The following is a 19,272-nucleotide window of genomic DNA, read 5'->3' as shown; positions in this document are numbered from 1 at the left end:
CGCAGCATCCGCTTGCCCTGGCGCCCCCAGGCGCGCATTGCTCGGGGCCTCACGCCTTCTTGAGGGAGAGCGACGCACCATGCGGCTCGTGAAGATTGGCATCGCCAGCGTCAACACCACCGTGGGCGCCTTCCAGGCCAACACCGACCGGGTGCTGGACCTGGCGAGGAAGATGGCGGCGGAGGACGTCACGCTGGGCGTCTTCCCGGAGCAGGTCATCGCCGGCTACCCCGCGGAGGACCTGGTCCAGTGGCAGGGCTTCATCGACCACCAGTGGCCGGAGCTGGAGCGCTTCGCGAGGGAGACCGCGGCGCTGCCGCTGGTGAGCATCCTGGGCGTGGCCGTGGCCCACCAGGGCGTGCGCCTCAACTGCGCGGCGGTGGTGGCGGGCGGCAGGGTGCTGGGCCTGGTGCCCAAGGAGAAGCTGCCCACGTACAACGTCTTCTATGAAGGCCGCACCTTCGGCCACGGCCAGCCGGGCATGGCGGAGCGCCACCGGGGCGTGCCGCTGGGCGACTACCTCTTCCAGTTCGACTTCGGCACGCTGGCGCCGGAGGTGTGCGAGGACATCTGGAGCGCGGACGGCCCCATGCGCCGGCGCGCGTACTCCGGCGGCGAGCTGGTGGTGAACCTGTCCGCGTCCCCCTTCCGGCTGGGCTTCTGGGAGACGCGCCGCGAGCTCATCGCCACGCGCGCGTCCGACCACCAGGTCACCATCGCCTACGCGAACGCGGTGGGCAGCAACGACGGGCTCATCTTCGACGGCGGCGGCTTCATCAACCAGAACGGCCGCCACGTGCTGGAGACGCCGCGCTTCCAGCAGGGCTTCACCTCCGCCGTGGTGGACCTGGACCGCACGCTGCGCCTGCGCACGGAGAACACCACCTGGCGCGTGGACCGCGAGGACTGGATCGCGGCCGGCGGCGGGAAGGTGCCCACCCTGGACTGCACGCAGGCGGTGAAGACGCAGCGCCAGAAGCTGACGTACCCCGTGCCCGCGCACCGCAGCTTCTTCCTGCCCGCGCCGGACACCCGCCGCACCGCGCGCGTGGCGCTGTGCGAGGACATCCTGGACGCGCTGTCGCTGGGCGTGGGCGACTACTTCGAGAAGACGCGCGCCTTCAAGCTGTTCGGCATCGCGCTGTCGGGCGGGCGGGACTCGCTGCTCACGCTGCTCATCGCGCACCGGTACGCGAAGCGCGCGCGGCCGGACAACCCGGGCTCGCTCATCCAGGCGTTCTACATGCCCAGCCCGTACTCCAGCCAGCAGACGCGCGACGCGGCGGAGACCATCGCGCGGGAGCTGGGCGTGCCCTTCCAGGTGGTCTCCATCGAGGAGGCCTTCGAGCGGGAGAAGGCCGCCGCCCAGACGATGCTGGGCGAGACGAAGCTCACCCCCATCACGGAGCAGAACATCCAGGCCCGCATCCGCGCCCAGCGCATGTGGAACTGGAGCAACTCCTGCGGCGGCCTGTTCCTGCAGACGGGCAACATGAGCGAGAAGTCCGTGGGCTACACCACCATCGGCGGAGACCTGATGGGCGCGCTCGCGGTCATCGCCAACGTGCCCAAGACGGTGGTGATGTACCTGCTGGACTACCTCCAGGAGACCACCGGCTACGAGGGCATCCGCAAGGTGCTGGCCAAGCCCGCGGGGCCGGAGCTGGCGCATGATCAGGTGGGCGAGGAGGAGCTGATGCCCTTCCCCATCCTGGACGCGTGCTTCTACCTGCACGCGGGGGAGAAGCTCACCCCGTCGGAGATGCGCACCGCGCTCACCGCGATGTTCCCGGAGGTGGAGGCGGACCGGCTGGGCGGGTACGTGGACCGCTTCGTGCGCCTGTTCCAGCAATCCATCTACAAGTGGGTGCAGGCGCCGCTGTCGCTGCACATCGGCAACCTGGACCTGGACCGGGAACGCGCGCTGCAATTGCCTGTCGTCACCGGCTCGGCCTGGCTGCGCAAAGCGTGACGGATGTTTATTGATGTCTGGTTTTGACGGTGGACGGGGAGGCGTCCAGGCCCTCCGCCCCCGTGAAGTGGCTCTGAAACCACGCCTCGTCCCCTGGGGGGCAGGCGGGCAGGGCACCTTTCTTTGACGACCCGCGCAAGGCTTGCCGGACGTCCCTCGCACGACAACCTTCATGTCAGTCAGTCGACGATGGAGGGTTGGATGAAAGCGAAAATTCTGGCGGGCGCCGTCGCGGCGCTCATGTATGGGACGGGCGCGGGTGCGGCGGAGAAGGATTGCCCTCCAGGGCAGACCGCAGTCCACAAGGACAAGCAGCAGACGACGGCGCAGTCCTCTCAGGACGGGGTCCAGGAGGAGGATCTCCTCATCGAGGAGACGCCGGTGGATGAATCGCTTCAGGGGACGGGCGGCAGCGGGTCGATCGATGACTCCTCGCAGACCAGCCAGAACCTGGGCACCAGCGACCGGGGCCTGAGCAGCCCCAGCGCGGACGCCAAGGGCGGCAGCGGCGCGGTCTACCTCAACATGCCGCTGCGCTGCGAGCCGGTGAACCCGTCCGGCGTGGGCGGCAGCGGCGCCGGCGTGGGCGGCAGTGGCTCCAGTGGCACCACGATGCCGCAGAGCGAACCCATTGAACCGGCGCCCGCGGCGCCGCCTCCCGCGGCGCAGCCTCCCGCGCCGCCTCCGCCTCCGTCCGGCACGAGCAGCGGTGGCATGAGCCAGCGTGACAGCGGGATGTACGGCCAGGAGGCCACGGGCGGCAGCGGCGTGACCACGCCTCCTCCGGCCTACTCGCCCTCGGCGTCAGCCAATGAGGACATCCAGCCGCTGGAGGTGGAGAAGAAGAGCAAGGGCGACAACAAGGGCCTGACGCTGCTCATCGGTGGCGGTGTGGAAGGCTACACCGGCGCCCTGGCCCCGCAGCTCGCCCCCGGCCCCTCCGCGGCCGTGACGGCGTCGCTCAAGCCGACGTCCGTGCTGGGCATCGAGGTCGGCTACTCCGGCGCCTTGAACAACATCAAGGACGCGGGCTCCGCGGGCGCGGATACCGGCCCGGACCTGGTGCGCAACGGCGGCCAGGCGGCCCTGACGCTCGCGGTGACGCCCACGGCGGTGCAGCCGTACCTGCTGGGTGGCATCGGCATCAGCAACTACCACTTCCGCGGCGGTGAGTCGCTCGGCTACAGCGACGACACCGTGGGCAACATCCCGGCGGGCGTGGGCGTGCGCGGCCACTTCGGCCACTTCACCGCGGACCTGCGTGGCTACTACAACTTCCTGTTCGACAAGCAGTTCGCCCCGGACATCCAGCCGGGCGGCAGCGACCCGTCGGGCGGTGGTAGCTACACGACCACGCTGAACGTGGGCGGTACCTTCTGACCTGAAGTCTCCATGGCAGGAGCTGACGGCGGGGTGTCCGGAATCATCCGGGTCCCCGCCGTCACTTTTTTATTCCGGTCCGGGGCGGGGCATTCAGGGAGGCAGGAGGGTGCGCGCGGCGTTAGAGTGCGCATTTTTCCATGGCGGATTCCCGCCTGAGGAGCCTGGCATGAGCCTGGGAGTAGAAGACGTGAAGGTCGGGACCGGGGCGGAAGCGGTCTCTGGCAAGCGGGTGACGGTGCACTACGTGGGCACGCTCACGGACGGCAAGAAGTTCGACAGCAGCCGGGACCGGGGGCAGGGCTTCACCTTCCCGCTGGGCGCCGGCCACGTCATCCAGGGCTGGGACCAGGGCGTCGCGGGCATGAAGGTCGGCGGCATCCGCAAGCTCACCATCCCGCCGGAGCTGGGCTACGGCTCGCGCGGCGCGGCCGGTGTGATTCCCCCCAACGCCACCCTCCTGTTCGAGGTGGAGCTGTTGGACGTCCGGTAGGAGGAGACTTCATGGCGACGCTCGAAATCACGAAGGACAACTTCAAGGAGACGGTGGGCAAGAGCGGCATCGTCATCCTGGACTGGTGGGCGACCTGGTGTGGTCCCTGCCGCGCGTTCGCGCCCATCTTCGAGAGCACCTCCAACAAGCACGCGGACATCGTGTTCGGGAAGATCGACACCGACGCGCAGCCGGAGCTGTCCGGTGCTTTCGAGATTCGCTCCATCCCCACGCTGATGGTGTTCCGGGACGGCATCCTCCTGTTCGAGCAGCCGGGCGCGATGCCGGCGGCGGCGCTGGAGGACCTGCTCCGGCAGGTCCGCGCGCTGAACATGGATGACGTGCGGCGCGAGGTCGAAGCGCAGCGCGCCGCGAAGGAAGCGCCCAAGGCCTGAGGGTTCGCCGGGGCCTTCCCTGTCGTGACGGGGAGGCCCTACGGCGCGGCGACGGTGCAGACGCCGCCGCCGTTGAGGTGCGCCTGATCCACGATGCTCCGGGCGACGAACTCCTGGAGCGTGCGCAGGGCGTAGGCGCCCGGCTGGTAGACGACGGGCTGGCCCTGGGCGTCGCGCAGCTCGCCCCCATCCAGCCCGCGCAGGTCGAGCAGGTCCTGGGTCGCCAGCCCCTCCGGCGTGATGGCGTGGTTCGCGTCCGCGGTGGCGGCGATGGCCTCGAAGCGAAGCTGCACGCCGCGGTGGGTGCCCAGCCGGTCGTAGAACATGTGCTCGGCGTGGATGGTGACCTCCGCCTCCGCCACGGAGCCCTCCGGCACGACGATGCCCTGGGTGCCGTCCGCGCCGTTGATGCAGTCCACCATCCGCGCGTCCACGGGGAAGCCCATGCGGAAGGTGTAGACGCCCAGGGTGGGGTCGCGGTTCTGCGCGCGGCCCTCCACGAAGTAGCTGAAGCCGCGCTCGCGCATCATCGCCAGGTCTTCCGAGGACACGGACGCGCCCGCCACGGTGCGGGCCTCCGGAGGGCTCACGCGGAAGGCCACGCCGTAGCGCCCCGCCTCCAGGCCCGTCAGGCCGGTGAGGGGCACGTCCCCCTTCTGCACGTCCACCAGCAGGTGCTCCGTCGTGGCGTGCACGCCGCCGGCCGCGGAGGTGAGGGTGAAGTCCCCCAGGGACACCAGGTACTTCGTGAACTGCACGGACCAGCCGTCCTGGAAGAGGTGATCCGCGTAGCCGCGCTGCGTGCCGTCCCCGCCGCTCAACGACACCCGCACGTCACCTCGCGCCACGGCGTCGCCGCAGCCGGAGGCCGCGAGCCCCAGCGCACCCAGCAGCAGGCCACGAGTCCACATGCTTCGTTGGTTCATGCATCTGGTTGGTATTTGTAACTATGTTGCAAGTCAAGTCTGGGTTGCGGTATCCACGGGCGGCCGTTGGAAGGGCCGCCCGTGCCGGGTGGGCCCCGAAGGCCGAGGTCGTTGCCCGTGTTCATCCCGACGCTGGTGCTCTGGCTGTTGAGCGCGTCGCCCGAAGCGCCCGTGACGCCGCCCGTGCCCGTGGAGGCGCCGCCGCCCTTGATGCCGGCGGACGTCCCACCGTTGACGGAGGCCGTGCGGGTGCTGCTGCGGCTGACCATCGACAGCGGGGGAGAGGTGTCCCAGGTGGAGGTCCAGGAGTCCGGGGGCACCGCATTCGACCGGGCCGCGATGGCGGCGGCCCTGCGCTGGCGCTTCGAGCCCGCGCGCCAGGGGGGAGCGCCGCTGGAGGTGCGCGTGGACGTGCCGGTGACGTTCGAGCCGGTGGCGCAGGCCGTGCCGCTCGCGGCGGAGCTGCCAGGGCTCGCGGGGACGGAGCAACCCACGACGCCCCCGAAGCGGGAGCCGCCCGTGTTCTCCACCACGGTGCGCGGGCAGTCCGCCGCGCCGCCTCCTGTCGCGGTGGGGGACTTCCACATCACGGTGGGGCAACTGGCGGACGTGCCTCGCAACTCGGCCACGGAGCTGATGCTGCTCGCGCCGGGCGTGATGCTCGCCAACCACGGCGGGGAGGGGCACGCGGAGACCGTCTACCTGCGCGGCTTCGACGCGGGCGAGGGCAAGGACGTGGAGATGCGCCTGGACGGCGTGCCCCTCAACGAGGTCTCCAACGCCCACGGCCACGGCTACGCGGACACGTACTTCATCATCCCGGAGCTGGTGCAGTCCCTGCGCGTGACGGAGGGGCCCTATGAGCCGTCCCAGGGCGACTTCGGCGTCGCGGGCACGGTGGAGTACCAACTGGGGCTGGAGCGGCGGGGCCTCACCGCGTCCGCCAGCTACGGCGGCTTCGCGTCGCGCCGGCTGTCCCTGGTGTGGGGCCCGCCCGAGTCCACCGCCGCCACCTTCGTCGGCGTGCTGCTGCGCCAGGGGCACGGCTTCGGCCCCAACCGTGCGTACGCGAACGCGGGCCTGATGGCCCAGACGGAGCTGCGCCTGGGGCCGGAGACGAAGCTGCGCCTGTTCGGCGCGAGCTACGGCGCGCGCTACGCCTCCGCGGGCGTGGTGCGGGAGACGGACGTCGTGGACGCGCGGCTGCCGTGCGGGCCGGACGCGGACTCGCAGTTTTTCTGCCTCTACGACCCGAACCAGGGCGGCGCGAGCCAGCGCCACCTCGCCTCCGTGGAGCTGACGTCCCGGCTGGAGCGCGGAGGCCGCTTCGTGCAGCAGGCCTTCGCCATCGCCCGGCGGATGCGCAGCCGCGAGAACTTCACCGGCTTCCTCCAGGACACGCCCCCCATCGGCGAAGCCCAGCGCGGCGACAACACGGAGCAGTCCTACCAGGGCACCACCGTGGGCCTGCGCGGGCGCTACACCCCGGGCCTCACCGCGTGGGGGCAGCCTCGGCCGGTGGAACTGGGCTACGTGGCCCGCTACGACGACGTGCACACCCGCGCGCGGCGCCTGCGCGACAAGGGCGGCGCGCCCTACGCCACGGTGTTCGACAACCAGGTGCGCGTGACGAACCTGGGCGCGTACCTGTCCCTGCGCGGCGCGCCGCTGGAGTGGCTCACGCTGCGGGGCGGGGCGCGCGTGGACGCGTTCCTGTTCGGCGTGGAGGACCTGAACCGGCCGGCGGCGGACCGGCAGGGGGCGCGCATCCCGGAGGAGTCCGTGGAGGCCTACGGCTTCTTCGCCAGCCCTCGCGCCAGCGCGGAGGTGCGCCTGACGCCGCGCCTCACGTGGCTGACCAGCGCGGGCCTGGGTGCCCGCTCCAGCGACGCGGCCGGCCTGTCCGACGCGGAGTTCGCGCCCTACGCGCGGGTGACGTCCGGGGAGACGGGCCTGGGCTGGCGGTGGGGCGCCGGCCCGTCCACGCTGGAGCTGCGCGGCGCCGTGTTCGCCACGCGCGTGTCGCAGGACCTGGTGTTCAGCGAGACGACCGGGCGCAACCAACCCATTGGCCCGTCGCAGCGCCTGGGCGCGTTCGGCAGCGCGCGCTTCCAGTGGGAGCAACACCTGGACGTGCTGGCGAGCCTCGCGTGGGCCCGCGCGACGCAGCCGTTGCCTGGAGCGTCAGCCTGGAAGCTGTGGGACGGCGCGGTGCTGCCGTACATTCCGCAGGTGCTGGGCCGCGTGGACGCGTCGTGGCGGGGCACGGCCACCGTGGCCCGGCAGCCGGTGGTGTGGAGCGTGGCGCTGGGGCACAGCGCCATCGGGCCCAAGCCCCTGCCGTTGAACCGCTACAGCGAGCCCATCTTCCTCTTCGACGTGGCGGCCCGCGCGCGCTGGCGCGCCGTGGAGCTGGGCCTGGCCGTGGAGAACCTGCTGGACGCGCGCTGGCGGGAGTCCGAGTTCAACTACGTGTCCAACTTCCGGGGCCCCGACGCGCCCGCGTCCCTGCTGGCCACGCGCCACTTCTCCGCCGGTGCCCCTCGCACCGTGCGCGGCACCCTCACCGTGTACCTGGACCTCCAGGAGGACCCGCCATGAAGCGCTGTTCGCGTCGTGCCTTCACGTGGATGTTGGGCGGAGCGCTCGCGGCGGGCTGCGGCCTGTCCGGCACCGGCGGCCGGAGCATCACCTTCCGCATGGGCCTGCGCACGGCGCTCGCGCCCGGGGAGACGACCGTCGGCGCCTTCACCACCGACACCGGCTGGCGCGTGACGCTCACCACCGCGCGCCTGGTGCTGGGGCCCATCTACCTGTTCGAGAAGGCCTCGCCCCTCCAGCCCCAGGCCCTGCTGCGCCGCCTGGGAGACGCGCTGCTGCCCACCGCGCACGCGCACGAAGGGGACTTCTTCTCCGGGGGGCGCGTGCTGGGCGAGTGGGACCGCGAGGTGGTCTTCGACCTGCTCGCGGACGCGGGACAGGCGCGCGTGTTGGGGCGCTCTCCTGGCATCGCGGGCATGGCGCGGTCGCTGTCGCTGCTGCTCCAGCCGCCATCGAGCGCCCTGGGCGCGGAGGCGGACGTGATGCAGGGGCGCTCCCTGTTCCTGGAGGGCGTCGCGACCCAGGGCGCGGCGCGCGTGCCCTTCCGTGTGGCGATGGACTTCCCGCCGCCCGTGGAGCTCCAGCGCGTGGACTTCGTGCCCATCGAGGTGGACCTGGACGACGAGGGCCTCTTCGTCCTGGAGCCCCAGCCGCACCGCTGGTTCACCGGCGCGCGCTTCGAGCGGCTGACGGTGCCCGCGGAGGGGACGCCGGTGGACGTGGGGGCGGACACCCAGGTGTACCGCGCGCTGAGCGTCAACGTGCGCCGCTACGACGCGTTCACGGGCGCGTGGGAGCCCGCGGCGTGATTCACACCTGCGTCCAGAACGGCGCCAGCACCAGGTCGACCTTGTTGAAGGGCTCGACGCGCACGCGCTCCTCGTTCACGAAGGTGTGCAGGAGCACCCAGCGCTCGTGCTCCTGGCGGAACACCTCCACCACGCGGTGCACGGGGTTGATGACCCAGGCGTTGCGGATGCCCGCGCGGGCGTAGCGCGGCAGCTTGATGGTCAGGTCCAGCTTCGCCGTGGCGGGCGTGAGCACCTCGCAGATCCAATCCGGCACGCGGTCGATGAACGAGCCATCCGGCAGGGTCGGCGGCCGTCCGCTCATCCAGCCCGCCAGGTCCGGCACGAGCACGTCCTCGCCCAGCAGCAGCCGGGGCTCGGAGGTCCACCACCAGCCTTCCGGCGCGCGTCCCATGAGCGGCGTCATGCCCTGCTTGCGCGCGATGGGCGGCGACGAGACGTAGAGGATGCCATCGAGCGCCTCGCCCACCAGATAGTGGGGCAACGTCTGCACTTCCTCGTAGGGGGCGAGCGTCCTTCGGGTAGCGGCGTGGCGCATGCGGGGTGCCTCCGGGTCCGAGAGAGACCGTCACCGTAGCGGGCAGCCCGTCACGCGGCATTGGACCGGCGGGGCGGCCCACCTTGTCCTGGTGGACGCAGGCCCTCCCCGCGGGCCGTGTGGGGTTGCTATTCGCGCTCCAGCACGAACTGGATGTGCTCCGAGGCCACGGGGCCGAACTGGAGCAGGTAGATCTGATCCCCCGGCTCCGACGTGAACGTCAGCGTGTGCGTGATGCCGGCGCAGATGAACCGCGCGGGGGCGAGCACCGACGCCACGTCCGTCCCCGCCGTGTCGTTGGTGACCTTCGTGGGGACCTCCTGGTTCAGGTAGAGCGTGACGTGCTCGGCGTTCTCCGGATCGGAGATGAAGCCCGTGTAGCCGCCGAAGCCCGCCTCGACGGGGCGCAGGGTGACGTCGTAGCGCGCGTGGCCGGTGTGCGTGTCGGGCGGGAAGTCGAAGGGCGTGCGGCCCGCGGTGACCGCCTCCGGTGGGTTGGCGAGCGTGTGCGTGCACGCGTGCTCCAGCGCCGGGTCGCGCTCGCCGGTGGTGAAGTCCAGCGCGGTGTCGCCGCCCAGCCCCACGGTGTCCGCTGACAGCGCGCGTCCGGCCGCGTCCTTCAGCGCGTCCAGCGACAGGGCGTGGTGCGTGGAGACCTCCAGCGGCCGGGTGCTCTCCTCGGTGCGCGGCACGGTGACGGTGAGCGTGCGCGAGTCCTCGGACCAGGTGCCGGTGAGGACGCGTGCCGGGGCGGTGATGTCCGTGCGGTCGTGAAGCGTGACCCGGGCGGCGGACGGGTCCATGGGCTCGCTGAAGGTGAGCGTCAGCACCTTGCGGAAGGCGATGACCGGCGTCTGTCCGGACGCGTCCAGGTACATCTCCAGCGGGTAGACGTCCGCCTCGCCCTCGGAGGGACGGGAGGTGGTGACGGTGGCGCTGGACACGGTGGTGCCCGCGTCGGTGCTGGTGCCCGCGTCGGAGCCCGCGTCGGTGCTGGTGCCCGCGTCCGGCGTGACGATGGGGGCATCGTCATCGCAGCCGGTCAGCGCGAGGGCGGCACAGGTGGCGAACAGGAAGGTGGCGGAAGAGAGACGCATCGGGGGAGTCCTTCGTGCATGCGGGGAAAGGCCCGCGCCAGAGCACCCTTCCGAGGGAGGTGCTCCGGCGCGGGGAGCGGACCTTCTCAGGCCCGCGTCAGGGGACGGCGGTCAGCACTGCGACCCGTCGCAGTTGTCGTCGATGCCGTTGCCGCAGATCTCCGTGGCGCCCGGGTTGATGCTGGCGCCGGAGCCCGGCGTGTCATTGCAGTCGAAGCGCTGCGTCGTGTAGCCGGAGGGCGGCGTGCACGCGGTGTAGACGGACACGGAGCTGTTGCCGTACCCGTCACCGTCCGCGTCCTGGTAGTAGCGCGTGCGCGTGTCGTTGAGGAACTCCGGCACCACGGTGAGCGCGTTGCCGGACGCCGGCCCCGCCGCGAGGATGTACGTCGTGCCCGCCGTCAGGTCGTAGACGGACACGTACGCGAGCGAACACCCGGAGGCCGACACGGTGTGCGCCAGCGCGGAGGGCACCGTCGCGCTGGTGGCGCCGTTGACGACGGTGAAGGCCACGTTCTGCGTCCGGTAGAACGCGTATGAACCGGTCGTGGCCGGCACGTACGTCACGGAGCCCTCGGCGCTGGACGGCAGCGCCAGGTCATAGGCCTTGTGCTTCGTGCTGATGGCGGGCGCGCTGGTGACACGCGTGGCGCTCGCCGTGATGGACACGTGGTCCGTGGGGTTGCCGGCGTGGGCGCACGCGTGCGTGGTGATGCTCGTGCCCAGCGACGTGCAACCGGCCTCCAGTTCCTGCGAGTCCTGCGCCTCGAAGGAGGCCTCCGGCGCCTCCTCCATCGGTCCGCAGGCCGTCAGGCCGAGCGACAACAGCGCGCCCAGCGCGATGCGCTTCATCTTCAACATGGGTGTTTCCTTTCGGGATGCCGGACGCGGCGGGGTGCCAGGCGGTCAAGAACCGCCGGTGCGTCCGGTGAATGATTCATGATGCAAAAGCAACTGTATTGCAATGAATCCCAGCGCGATTCAGGCCGTCACTGGAGGTGCTCGATGACGAGCCCGAGGCTGGTGAGCGGGGTGGGGCCGAAGGTGACGGTGTACTGGACCTTGTCCGTCAGCTCGTAGCCGACCATGTGCTTCAGGCCGTCGCAGGAGCCGCCCGTGGCCTGGGTGCCCTGGGGCTCCACGACGCGCTCGCCTTCCTTCACGGTGACGGCGACGTCGGGCGTGCTCAGGTAGAGGATGAAGTCACCGCTCGCCCAGGCCTTGAAGCTGAAGGTGCCCACGGACTGGCCGTTCTCCGGGCGCAGTTGGACGGTGTAGTGCGTGTGGAAGTCATCCACGCGCGGCTGCCGCTCCGGCGACGCGGTGACGGTGGCGAAGGGGCCGTTCGTGACGTGCCAGCAGGCGTGCTCGCCCTTGTCCCCGAAGTCGAAGTCCGTGCGCGGCACGTAGTTCGGGTCCGCCACGCAGGACAGGCCCGCCTCGCTGGCCAGGTAGCCCCGGTTGCAGTGGCACCAGTCGCCCTCAGGCTCGCGGTGGATGTGGCCGTTGGGGGCGCATGGGTCGCCCTGCTCCTGGGGCGTGTCGTCCGGGCCGGGCGATGCGTCGTCGCCGCCGCAGGCGGTCAGGACCGCGAGGCCTCCGGCCAGGAGGAGGGCTGGAAACGGGGTGCGCATGGGGCTGCCTCACCTGGCTTCGTGGTGGTCGTGGCCCGTCTCCTCCACGATGAGGAGGAACGTGGCGGGCTGGGGAACGACGGCCGCGAAGTCCAGGCGGTAGTCCACGCCACCCTCCAGGTCGGCCGTGACGGCGGTGCGCAGGTTGCCGCAGACCTCCTGCGGGACGTGGTAGCGGCACTCGAGCCCGACCTCCTCGTTGGTGGCCGCGTTGAAGACGCGGACGGCGCGGTAGCCGGAGGTGAGGATGGCGTACTCGTTGGACTCTTCCGGCGTGAAGATGACGGAGCCCGCGTAGGCCAGCGTCCACTGCTGGTAGGTGATGGCCGGCAGGGTGACGTTGTACGCGGTGTGCCCCACGCTCACGTCCACGAAGGACGGGCCGCCGTAGGGCGCGGCGGTGACGGACTCGAAGGGTCCGTATTCGGCGTGGATGCAGGAGTGCTCGGCGACCTCCGCCAGCTCCGCCGTGTCCTCGCAGGCGGCGAGCAGCTCCGACTGCTGGGTGACGGGGGCTTGCGACTCCGGGGCGGGGGCTTCTTCGGTACCACAGCCGGCGAGCAGGACGACGGCGCCAGCGGCGAGCAGGGCATGCTTCAACATGGGGAACTCCTTGGATGGGTGCTGCGGGTGAAGGCGGGGGCTAGGTGCGGTCCGGGCGCAGGACGAGCCACGGGACGCGCACCTCGCCCGAGGGGAGGTGCTCGGGCGGGAGCTGGAGGTGGGCGCCCCGGGCGCTGGGGGACAGGCGGGCCGTGCGTTCCCAGGCGTCGCGGAAGGACGCCTCGTCCGGGAAGGTGACGCGCGTCACGCAGCCCGCGGCGTAGCAGTGGGGCGGCTCCGCCTGGACGGGCCGAACGTCCTGCCCGATGCGCGCGTGCCACGTGTCCAGCGCGGCGAGGGCGTCCCGGGTCCAGGGCTCCGCGCTGTCGCCGGACGCGGTGAGCTCCGCGAGCACGGCGTCCCGGCGGGCCCGAGGAGTGGGGTGGTCCTCGCGCAGGGCCCGCACCAGCCGCACGCGCGTGTCGTGCAGCACCCGGCGCTCACGGTCCCGGAGCTCCGGCTGAGGAGGCCCCTTCACCGCCAACGCCGCGTCGAGGAACACCTCGGGCGACAGGGGCGTCTCCGGCTCTGGCGCGGCAGGCGGGGACGCCCGCACGGGCCCGGTGGGACGGGGCGCGGCTTCGGCCCCCGGGGGAGGGGCGGGCGCCGGCTGGGATACGGTGGGCGGGGCGGGGACCGGCGCGGCGGGGAGCACCAGCGGCCGGTGCAGCCAGGCCACCGCGAGACACGACAACACGACCCCCGTGCCTCCCACACTCCAGATGATGCGGCTCATGGTGTCCCCTCCGGACGCACCTGTGGCGGTGCGCGCGCCGCCCCGCCTTCCCGCGAGGGGCCCGCAATAGATGCCACCAGGAGTCACATGCAATCAAGTTGCATTTGATGTGTCGGGTCCAGGGAGTGTCGTGCGGGGTGGCTGTCACCTCGATTCCACGAAGGGGGGCTGGTCCTGGGGCGCGGGCGTGCGGAAGATGGGGCGCTTTTGTCCCGCAGGGCTGGAGGTGCCGTGAAATGAGAGGGTCGTCCTTCTTGTCGCGCGTCCTGGTGTTGTCCGTGCTGGTGCTCCCCGCGTTGGCGCAGGCGGGCTCGTATCTCCGGGTGGTGAGCTGGAACCTCCGCCACGAGGGCTGGGCGGCCGAGCAGACCTACCTGGATGACGCGAAGCAGTTGTGGAACCAGTTCGGTGCGAACAGCAACTCGAACAATGGCTGTGACCTGGTGTTCCTCCAGGAGGTGATGGCCGCGTCCGCGGCGACGGCCATCGCGCAGAACCTGACGCAGGTCTCCGGGGTGACGTGGACGGCGGTGGTGACGCCGCTCATCGGCCGGTCGTCCTACAAGGAGTCCTACGCGGTGCTGTACCGGACGGACACGGTGTCGCTCCTGTCCTCCACGGTGTGGACGGACACGGGGGACCTGTTCGAGCGCGAGCCGCAGGTGGTGAAGGTGCGCCACGTGCCCACGGGCGCGGACTACACGTTCCTCAACTGGCACGCGGTGTGGGGCACGGCGACGGACCGCACGCTGGAGGCGCAGGCCATCGACGGCGTGTTCGCGTCCGTGCAGTCCGCCAGCACCTCGGACCAGGACGTCATCCTCGTGGGCGACCACAACATGGCCTGCACGCACGCGTCCTGGAGCCAGTTGAAGGGCCTGTCTCCCGCGGTGACCTGCAAGCTGGACGTGGCCACCACGATGAACACGTCCGGCGGCTACGCCAACCCGTACGACCACTTCTGGATGCAGGACACCTACGTGACGGAGTTCTCCAGCACGGGCCGCGACTACATCGCGAACCCGCTGGACTACGTCACCCGGCTGTCGGACCACGCGCCGGTGTGGCTGTCCCTGTACTCCAGCAGCGACACGGACTGATGCGCGTGAAGCGGGGCCTGGGAGGGATGCTGGTGGCGGTGCTCGTGGGCGTGGGCGTGTGGATGCTGCTGCGTCCCGGGTCCGCGTCGCCGGTCGCGCCGCCATCACCTCCCGTGTCCGCGAGGGTCGAGGACGCCGGTGCGCCGGAGGTGGCGCCCCAGGTGGAGGCCGCGGTGGACGCGGGCCTGTGGCTGACGGCGACGCTGGAGGGCTCGCGTCCGTTCGAGGGCAAGGCGCGCGTGGGCGCGGCGTTCATCTCCGATTCGGATCGCGGCTGGTGGGAAGAGGAGGGCCGCCGGCGCAGCTCGCGCGCGGGTCCCAAGCGCCTGGAGGAGATGGCCAACGTGCGGGAGTGGGTGGAGGCCCCGGTCACCGCGTCCGCGCAGGGCGGCGGGGTGGGACCGGTGGCGGTGCCTTCCGCGCCGCGCTACCAGGTGATGGCGTACGCGCCGGACGGCACGGTCTGGTGGGGCGACCATGTGCCCGCCACGCAGCCGGTGACGGGGCGGGTGGACGTGGGCCGGCTGCGGGAACACCCGCCCACGGGCGTGCGCGTGCGGCTGGAGGGGGCTCGGGATGTCTCGGGCACCTTCACCGTGCGGATGCAGCGGGGCGTGGATCCGGACGACGCGGAGGAGGCCAGCATGCTGCTGCCGGTGCTGGCGCTGGCGGCGCCGGAGTGGATGCACGCCTTCGAGAACGACACCCCCGTGCCCCTGGTGAAGGACGGGGAGACGCGGCTCGCGCCCCTGCCTCCGGACCGGTCGCTGCGGCTGTGGTTGCGCACGCCTTCGGGGATGCAGAGCGAGCCGGTGGAGGTGCCCCTGCGCGAGGGCATCGTGGCGCCGGTGACGCTGGACGTGGCGAAGCTGTTCCCCGAGGGCGTGGGCGACACCGTCACGCTGCGGGGACGGGTGCTGCTGGGCGATGGGGCTCGCCCCCTGGGGCCGGCGGTGTACCGGCAAGGGGATGGCGGTGAGGAGCACCCGCTCGCGCCGGACGGCCACTTCACGATTCCGGACGTGCAGACGTGGACGGAGACCCGGTTCACGGTGCGGCGGGAGGTGACGGAGGACGAGGGCCGGCCCGTGGGGCCCTCGTGGTGGGACTTCGTCTTCACGCCGACGGCGGAGTCGCGGGGCACCGTGGACGTGGTGTGGCGCATGCCGGTGTACCGGTGGCTGGTGCTGCGGATGGATGGCTTCACCCGGGCGCAGTTGAGGGAGCGCTCATCGCCGCCCTATCCGGTGTACCTGCTGGAGCGCCGCGACGCGCGAGGCGCCTGGAGCGTCGTGCCCACGCGGGAGTTCCGCCCGGAGGAAGACGGCCTCGCGGTGTCGCTGCTGGAGCCCGGCACGTACCGGCTCCAGGTGGCGTCGTCGCCGTACGCGTCACGGCCGAGCAGCACCGCCCGGGCGGGCGAGGACTTCTCGGACGTGGAGACGCGGCTGTCACCGGAGGACGCGGCCGTGTCCACGTGCGAGGTGCGGGTCACCCGCGAGGGCCGGCCGGTGGCGGGCGCGCTCGTCATCGCGGGCGGAGCGAATCCCTCGCTGCCGCCCGTGCGTGGAGAGACGGACACCGCGGGCCGGTGGCGGATGGGGCCCATGACCTCCAGCGCGCTCCCCTTGCAGGTGCATGGCGGGGACGCCATGGATTGGGAGGGCGACGGAGCGGAGGCGTGCCACCGCTCGGGGGTCGTGGAGGTGCGGCTTTAGTTCAGGCGGCCGACGCCGTTAGAAGCTCGTCGGGGGCGTTGGCCAGCTCGGCGTTCTCCTCGGCCACTTCCTCGGCGGTGCGGGCCTGGACGGTCAGGGCCTGCACCCACAGCTCCAGCACGTCCATCAGGGCGCTGCGCGTCTCGCCCTGGAGCGGGGCCAGCCGCCGGGCCATGCGCTCCTGCACCTGCGCGTCGAGCTCGTCCGCGAGCGCGCGGCCCGCGTCGGTGAGGCGCACGCGCACGCGCCTGCGGTCATGCCGCACCGAGCGCTCCCGCCGCACGAGCCCGCCGTCCTCCAGCCGGTCCACCAGTCGGCTCAGGCGCGGCATGGCCAGTCCCCCCAGGCGCGTGGCGAGCACGCCCACGGGCAGCAGGCTCTCCGAGCGCAGCCACCAGAGCGCCTGGAGCTCCCGGGGCTCCCAGTGGGGATGGGTCAGGGCCTCCAGGGGACTCTCCAGCGCGCCGCAGCGGGCCGCGTCCACGAGGAGATTCCGCCACCGCGCCACCTGCACGCGCACCTCCGCCGAGAGCTCCGTCATGCACCCCTCCGTGCCGTGAGCAAGCGCCCGCGTCCAGGCCCCGCGTGCGTCGCATCCGGCATCCCGCGGGCCGCGGCCCGCGAGGTCATCAACGGAAATACGTGACGGACATATCGAACTGGTTTCTGACCGGATTTCCGCTCAGCGGAAGGTCACGGCCTCGAAGGTCTTCCCATCCGAGGAGGAGGCGAGGTGGTGGGGGAACACCGCCCACAACCTTCCCCCCGCGGCCTTGAGGCGCGGGAAGCCGGGCGCGGGCGTGGGCACCTCCAGCGGCACGGCCCGGGTCCCCTCCACGCGGAAGACCTGGTCGCGCACGCTGACGAAGACCTGCCCCTGGAAGACGGCCAGCGAGTGCACGCGGCCCTCCGGCAGCTCCAGCGCGGTGGCCTCGCCGCCATCCGGCAGCACGAGCGCCTGCGATTCGGTGCGCAGGATGAGTCCGCCGCCGGGATGCGACTCGACGTCCAGCACGGGCTCCTCCGTGGAGCAGCGGGCCACGAGCGTGTCGCCGTCGAGCGCCCACAGCCCGCCCTCTCCCAGCACGAAGAGCGTGCCGGCCAGGGAGCGCAGCCCGTGGAAGCCCTGCTGCTCCGTCGGGATGCGCTCGAAGCGGGAGGAGGTGATCCGCCCCAGGCCGTTCGTCTCGCAGAGGGCGAAGAGGGTGCCTTCGTGCACCACGCCGTCCACGAGGTTGAGCGCGGTGGCGCCGGTGACCTCCTGGACGGTCCACTCGCCGGAGGCACCCGCTGCTCCCGCGAACGCGAGCGCGGACACGCCAAAGCCCGTCAGGCCCCAGGGCGTGCCCAGGTCGCGGAGGGTGGGCGCCACGTAGCCGTAGGGCAGGGCCCTGGGCAGGCGGTGGCGCTCCCACGTCTTGCCGTCGTGGATGAGCAGGCGGTTGCAGTCCACTTCGTAAGATGGCTCGAAGGGGTCCACCTCGTCCTCGTCCACGGTGACCTGGGAGAGCCACACCTGGTCGGACCAGGGCTGGTTCCAGGGGATGCTCTCGTCGAAGTCCCACAGGTCATCCCCCGACACCGCGCCGTAGTCCGAGGACGGGTGGGGCGTGCCCCCGAGCACCACGACGTGGCCCGCGTCCGTCACGTGGAGATCCGTGAAGGACAGCGCGACGGTGCTCCGGTCCACGGACGCGGCCTGCGTCTTCGCCTCCGGCGCGGGGGACGCGAGCGCCTCCAGCTCCTTCACCAGGGCCGCGTCGCCCAGGCGCTTCGCGTGCTCCAGCAGGGACTGGCCCTGGACCTTCACGGACAGGTCGCCGCCCAGCGCCCGCAGCGCGAGCAGCCGGCCCACGCGGCAGGGCGTGGACACGGGGCCATTCAGGAAGGCGAACGTGTCCCAATCCACGACGTGCTCCAGGCCCAGTTGGAGCTGCCGGGCGAGGGCGTCCTTCGCGGACCGGGGCTCCTGCGCACGCAGCCACGCGAGGAAGCCTTCGTCCGCGAACGCCTGCTCCAGGCCGCGGAACGCACAGGCGTGTTCATCGTCGTGGAAGGGCGAGGGGCGCGGATGCTCGGCCACCCAGTCCAGCAGCGCCTGATACGCCTGGGGCTCACCGTTCCGGGCGCGGTGGATGGCCTTCCACGCCATGACGCCGCGTTCCGCGCGGCCCTGCTCGGGGCCCTCCGGGCGCAGGGCCTGGCTCTCCGCGAGCGCGGCTTCGACCTGCTGGAGACGCGCCGTGTCCGGCGGGGACTGGAGCAGGGCCTCCGCGTGGTGTGCGAGCGCCAGCGACCGGGCCTTGCGCTCGAGGGTCAGCGGCTCGCCGGGCTTCACGTTCCGGGTGAGCGCCAGGATGCGCTCGCGCAGGAGGGCCTGGGCGGACTGCTCTTCCTTCTGCCAGCGGCCGGGCTCCAGGTCCCGGTCGCGGTCCAGCGACCAGTTCAGGTCATGCAGCGCTTCCAGGTGGTCGGGCTCCAGCGCGATCACCTGGCGCAGCAGCTCCTTGGCCTGCTTGAAGTTCTTCGGGTACGTGTCCAGGAGCTCCGCGGCGCGGGCATGCAGGGTGGCGGCGTCTTGCGATGACATGCGCGCTGTCTAGCGCAGCGGGCGCCCCTGGGGCACTCACTTCACTCCGCGCCCGCCGCCTTGCGCCGCGCCGTCCGCGCCTTCGCGTGGGCCTTGTCGAAGCCCTCGTAGAAGCGCACGGCCTGCTCCCCCACCATCTGGATGTGCTGGTTGTTGAGGTACGCCGTGATGGGCGCGGCGACCAGCGGCATCGCGCGGCCCAGCGTCGTCATGCCGCCCTTCGCGAGCAGCAGCGCCGCCAGCTTGCCCAGCACCTTCGGCCCGGAGCGGTGCAGCGGACCCAGCCCGTTGGCGTAGCCGAACAAATCCAGCAGCTCCCCGCGCGCGCGCTCCGTCTTGAGGTTCGCCTTGTAGAGCGTGGCCACGTCCGTGAGCAGGATGAGCTGCAGGTACGCCATGAACGTCAGGTCCGCCGGCAGCGAGATGAGCCCGAACACGCCGCTCACGCCGCCCACCATGCCCGCGAAGCTCTTCTTTTCGTCCACCAGCCGCTGCGCCAGCTCCTTGGTCGTCGCGGACGGGTAGCGCTTCTCCAGCGCCGCCACGCGCACGCGCGCCCGGCCAATCTCCGCCTGGATGAGGTCCGACAGGCGCAGCGCCCCCAGCTTCTTCATCTCCGCGGGGGTCAGCTTCTTCATGAAGCCCAGCCGCTCCGTCACGCTGTCGTAGAAGGCCATGCC

At 71.7% G+C, this 19,272-nt stretch carries 18 protein-coding genes; 8 read left to right on the top strand and 10 right to left on the bottom strand.

Translation table 11 applies throughout. The features are described 5' to 3' along the window. Positions 1-79: 79 nt before the first annotated feature. The 4 genes from nadE (at position 80) to trxA (ending at position 4,240) form a co-directional block, all read left to right on the top strand. Positions 80-1,972 (top strand): NAD(+) synthase, encoded by a 1,893-nt coding sequence (gene nadE / locus K8612_RS11035; RefSeq protein ID WP_223762251.1) that lies wholly within the window; start codon positions 80-82, stop codon positions 1,970-1,972. Between the two features lie 201 nt (positions 1,973-2,173). Next, positions 2,174-3,352 carry a hypothetical protein gene (locus K8612_RS11030; RefSeq protein WP_223762250.1) on the top strand — a complete coding sequence of 393 codons (1,179 nt, stop codon included), beginning with the start codon at positions 2,174-2,176 and terminating at the stop codon, positions 3,350-3,352. A gap of 169 nt (positions 3,353-3,521) precedes the next feature. Then, positions 3,522-3,845, top strand: coding sequence for an FKBP-type peptidyl-prolyl cis-trans isomerase (locus tag K8612_RS11025; RefSeq protein WP_223740903.1), 324 nt, complete (start codon positions 3,522-3,524; stop codon positions 3,843-3,845). Between the two features lie 11 nt (positions 3,846-3,856). Further along, positions 3,857-4,240: a thioredoxin gene (trxA, locus tag K8612_RS11020; protein ID WP_223639122.1), complete on the top strand. Its 384-nt coding sequence runs from the start codon at positions 3,857-3,859 to the stop codon at positions 4,238-4,240. Between the two features lie 38 nt (positions 4,241-4,278). Here the strand turns inward: trxA and K8612_RS11015 are convergent, their stop codons facing one another. Then, positions 4,279-5,151, bottom strand: a complete 873-nt coding sequence (locus K8612_RS11015; RefSeq protein ID WP_223762249.1) for a hypothetical protein — start codon at positions 5,149-5,151, stop codon at positions 4,279-4,281. A 132-nt stretch (positions 5,152-5,283) separates the two neighbouring features. Here K8612_RS11015 and K8612_RS11010 point away from each other — a divergent pair, with 132 nt between their 5' ends. After that, positions 5,284-7,767, top strand: coding sequence for a TonB family protein (locus K8612_RS11010; protein ID WP_223762248.1), 2,484 nt, complete (start codon positions 5,284-5,286; stop codon positions 7,765-7,767). Beyond that, positions 7,764-8,576, top strand: coding sequence for a hypothetical protein (locus K8612_RS11005; protein WP_223762247.1), 813 nt, complete (start codon positions 7,764-7,766; stop codon positions 8,574-8,576). The genes K8612_RS11010 and K8612_RS11005 overlap by 4 nt, the downstream gene beginning before the upstream one ends. Before the next feature lies 1 nt (position 8,577). Here the strand turns inward: K8612_RS11005 and K8612_RS11000 are convergent, their stop codons facing one another. The 6 genes from K8612_RS11000 to K8612_RS10975 form a co-directional block, all read right to left on the bottom strand. Next, positions 8,578-9,114, bottom strand: coding sequence for a Uma2 family endonuclease (locus K8612_RS11000; protein ID WP_223762246.1), 537 nt, complete (start codon positions 9,112-9,114; stop codon positions 8,578-8,580). Between the two features lie 128 nt (positions 9,115-9,242). Further along, the gene (locus tag K8612_RS10995) at positions 9,243-10,211 is read right to left on the bottom strand and encodes an Ig-like domain-containing protein (RefSeq protein WP_223762245.1); all 969 of its coding nucleotides are present in this window, start codon (positions 10,209-10,211) and stop codon (positions 9,243-9,245) included. Between the two features lie 111 nt (positions 10,212-10,322). Next, positions 10,323-11,072, bottom strand: coding sequence for a putative metal-binding motif-containing protein (locus K8612_RS10990; RefSeq protein ID WP_223762244.1), 750 nt, complete (start codon positions 11,070-11,072; stop codon positions 10,323-10,325). A gap of 128 nt (positions 11,073-11,200) precedes the next feature. After that, positions 11,201-11,845, bottom strand: a complete 645-nt coding sequence (locus tag K8612_RS10985; RefSeq protein WP_223762243.1) for a hypothetical protein — start codon at positions 11,843-11,845, stop codon at positions 11,201-11,203. Between the two features lie 9 nt (positions 11,846-11,854). Next, positions 11,855-12,448, bottom strand: coding sequence for a hypothetical protein (locus K8612_RS10980; protein ID WP_223740911.1), 594 nt, complete (start codon positions 12,446-12,448; stop codon positions 11,855-11,857). Positions 12,449-12,488: 40 nt separating this feature from the next. After that, positions 12,489-13,184: a hypothetical protein gene (locus K8612_RS10975; RefSeq protein WP_223762242.1), complete on the bottom strand. Its 696-nt coding sequence runs from the start codon at positions 13,182-13,184 to the stop codon at positions 12,489-12,491. A gap of 236 nt (positions 13,185-13,420) precedes the next feature. Here K8612_RS10975 and K8612_RS10970 point away from each other — a divergent pair, with 236 nt between their 5' ends. After that, positions 13,421-14,284, top strand: coding sequence for a deoxyribonuclease I (locus K8612_RS10970; RefSeq protein WP_223740913.1), 864 nt, complete (start codon positions 13,421-13,423; stop codon positions 14,282-14,284). Next, on the top strand, positions 14,284-16,002 hold the full coding sequence (locus tag K8612_RS10965) for a carboxypeptidase regulatory-like domain-containing protein (RefSeq protein ID WP_223762241.1): 1,719 nt from the start codon (positions 14,284-14,286) through the stop codon (positions 16,000-16,002). Before K8612_RS10970 ends, K8612_RS10965 begins: the two co-directional genes overlap by 1 nt. A gap of 1 nt (position 16,003) precedes the next feature. On the opposite strand, the gene K8612_RS10960 is transcribed toward K8612_RS10965, so the two are convergent. From K8612_RS10960 to K8612_RS10950, 3 genes are all read right to left on the bottom strand, one after another. Further along, on the bottom strand, positions 16,004-16,543 hold the full coding sequence (locus K8612_RS10960; protein WP_223740915.1) for a MarR family transcriptional regulator: 540 nt from the start codon (positions 16,541-16,543) through the stop codon (positions 16,004-16,006). Positions 16,544-16,684: 141 nt separating this feature from the next. Next, positions 16,685-18,592 (bottom strand): hypothetical protein, encoded by a 1,908-nt coding sequence (locus K8612_RS10955; RefSeq protein WP_223762240.1) that lies wholly within the window; start codon positions 18,590-18,592, stop codon positions 16,685-16,687. A 41-nt stretch (positions 18,593-18,633) separates the two neighbouring features. Further along, positions 18,634-19,269 carry an EcsC family protein gene (locus K8612_RS10950; protein WP_223740917.1) on the bottom strand — a complete coding sequence of 212 codons (636 nt, stop codon included), beginning with the start codon at positions 19,267-19,269 and terminating at the stop codon, positions 18,634-18,636. Positions 19,270-19,272: the final 3 nt, after the last annotated feature.

Origin of the sequence: Corallococcus sp. AS-1-6, from assembly GCF_020037015.1 — a bacterium.
GTDB lineage: Bacteria > Myxococcota > Myxococcia > Myxococcales > Myxococcaceae > Corallococcus.
This window is presented reverse-complemented; position numbering and strand designations above follow the sequence as displayed.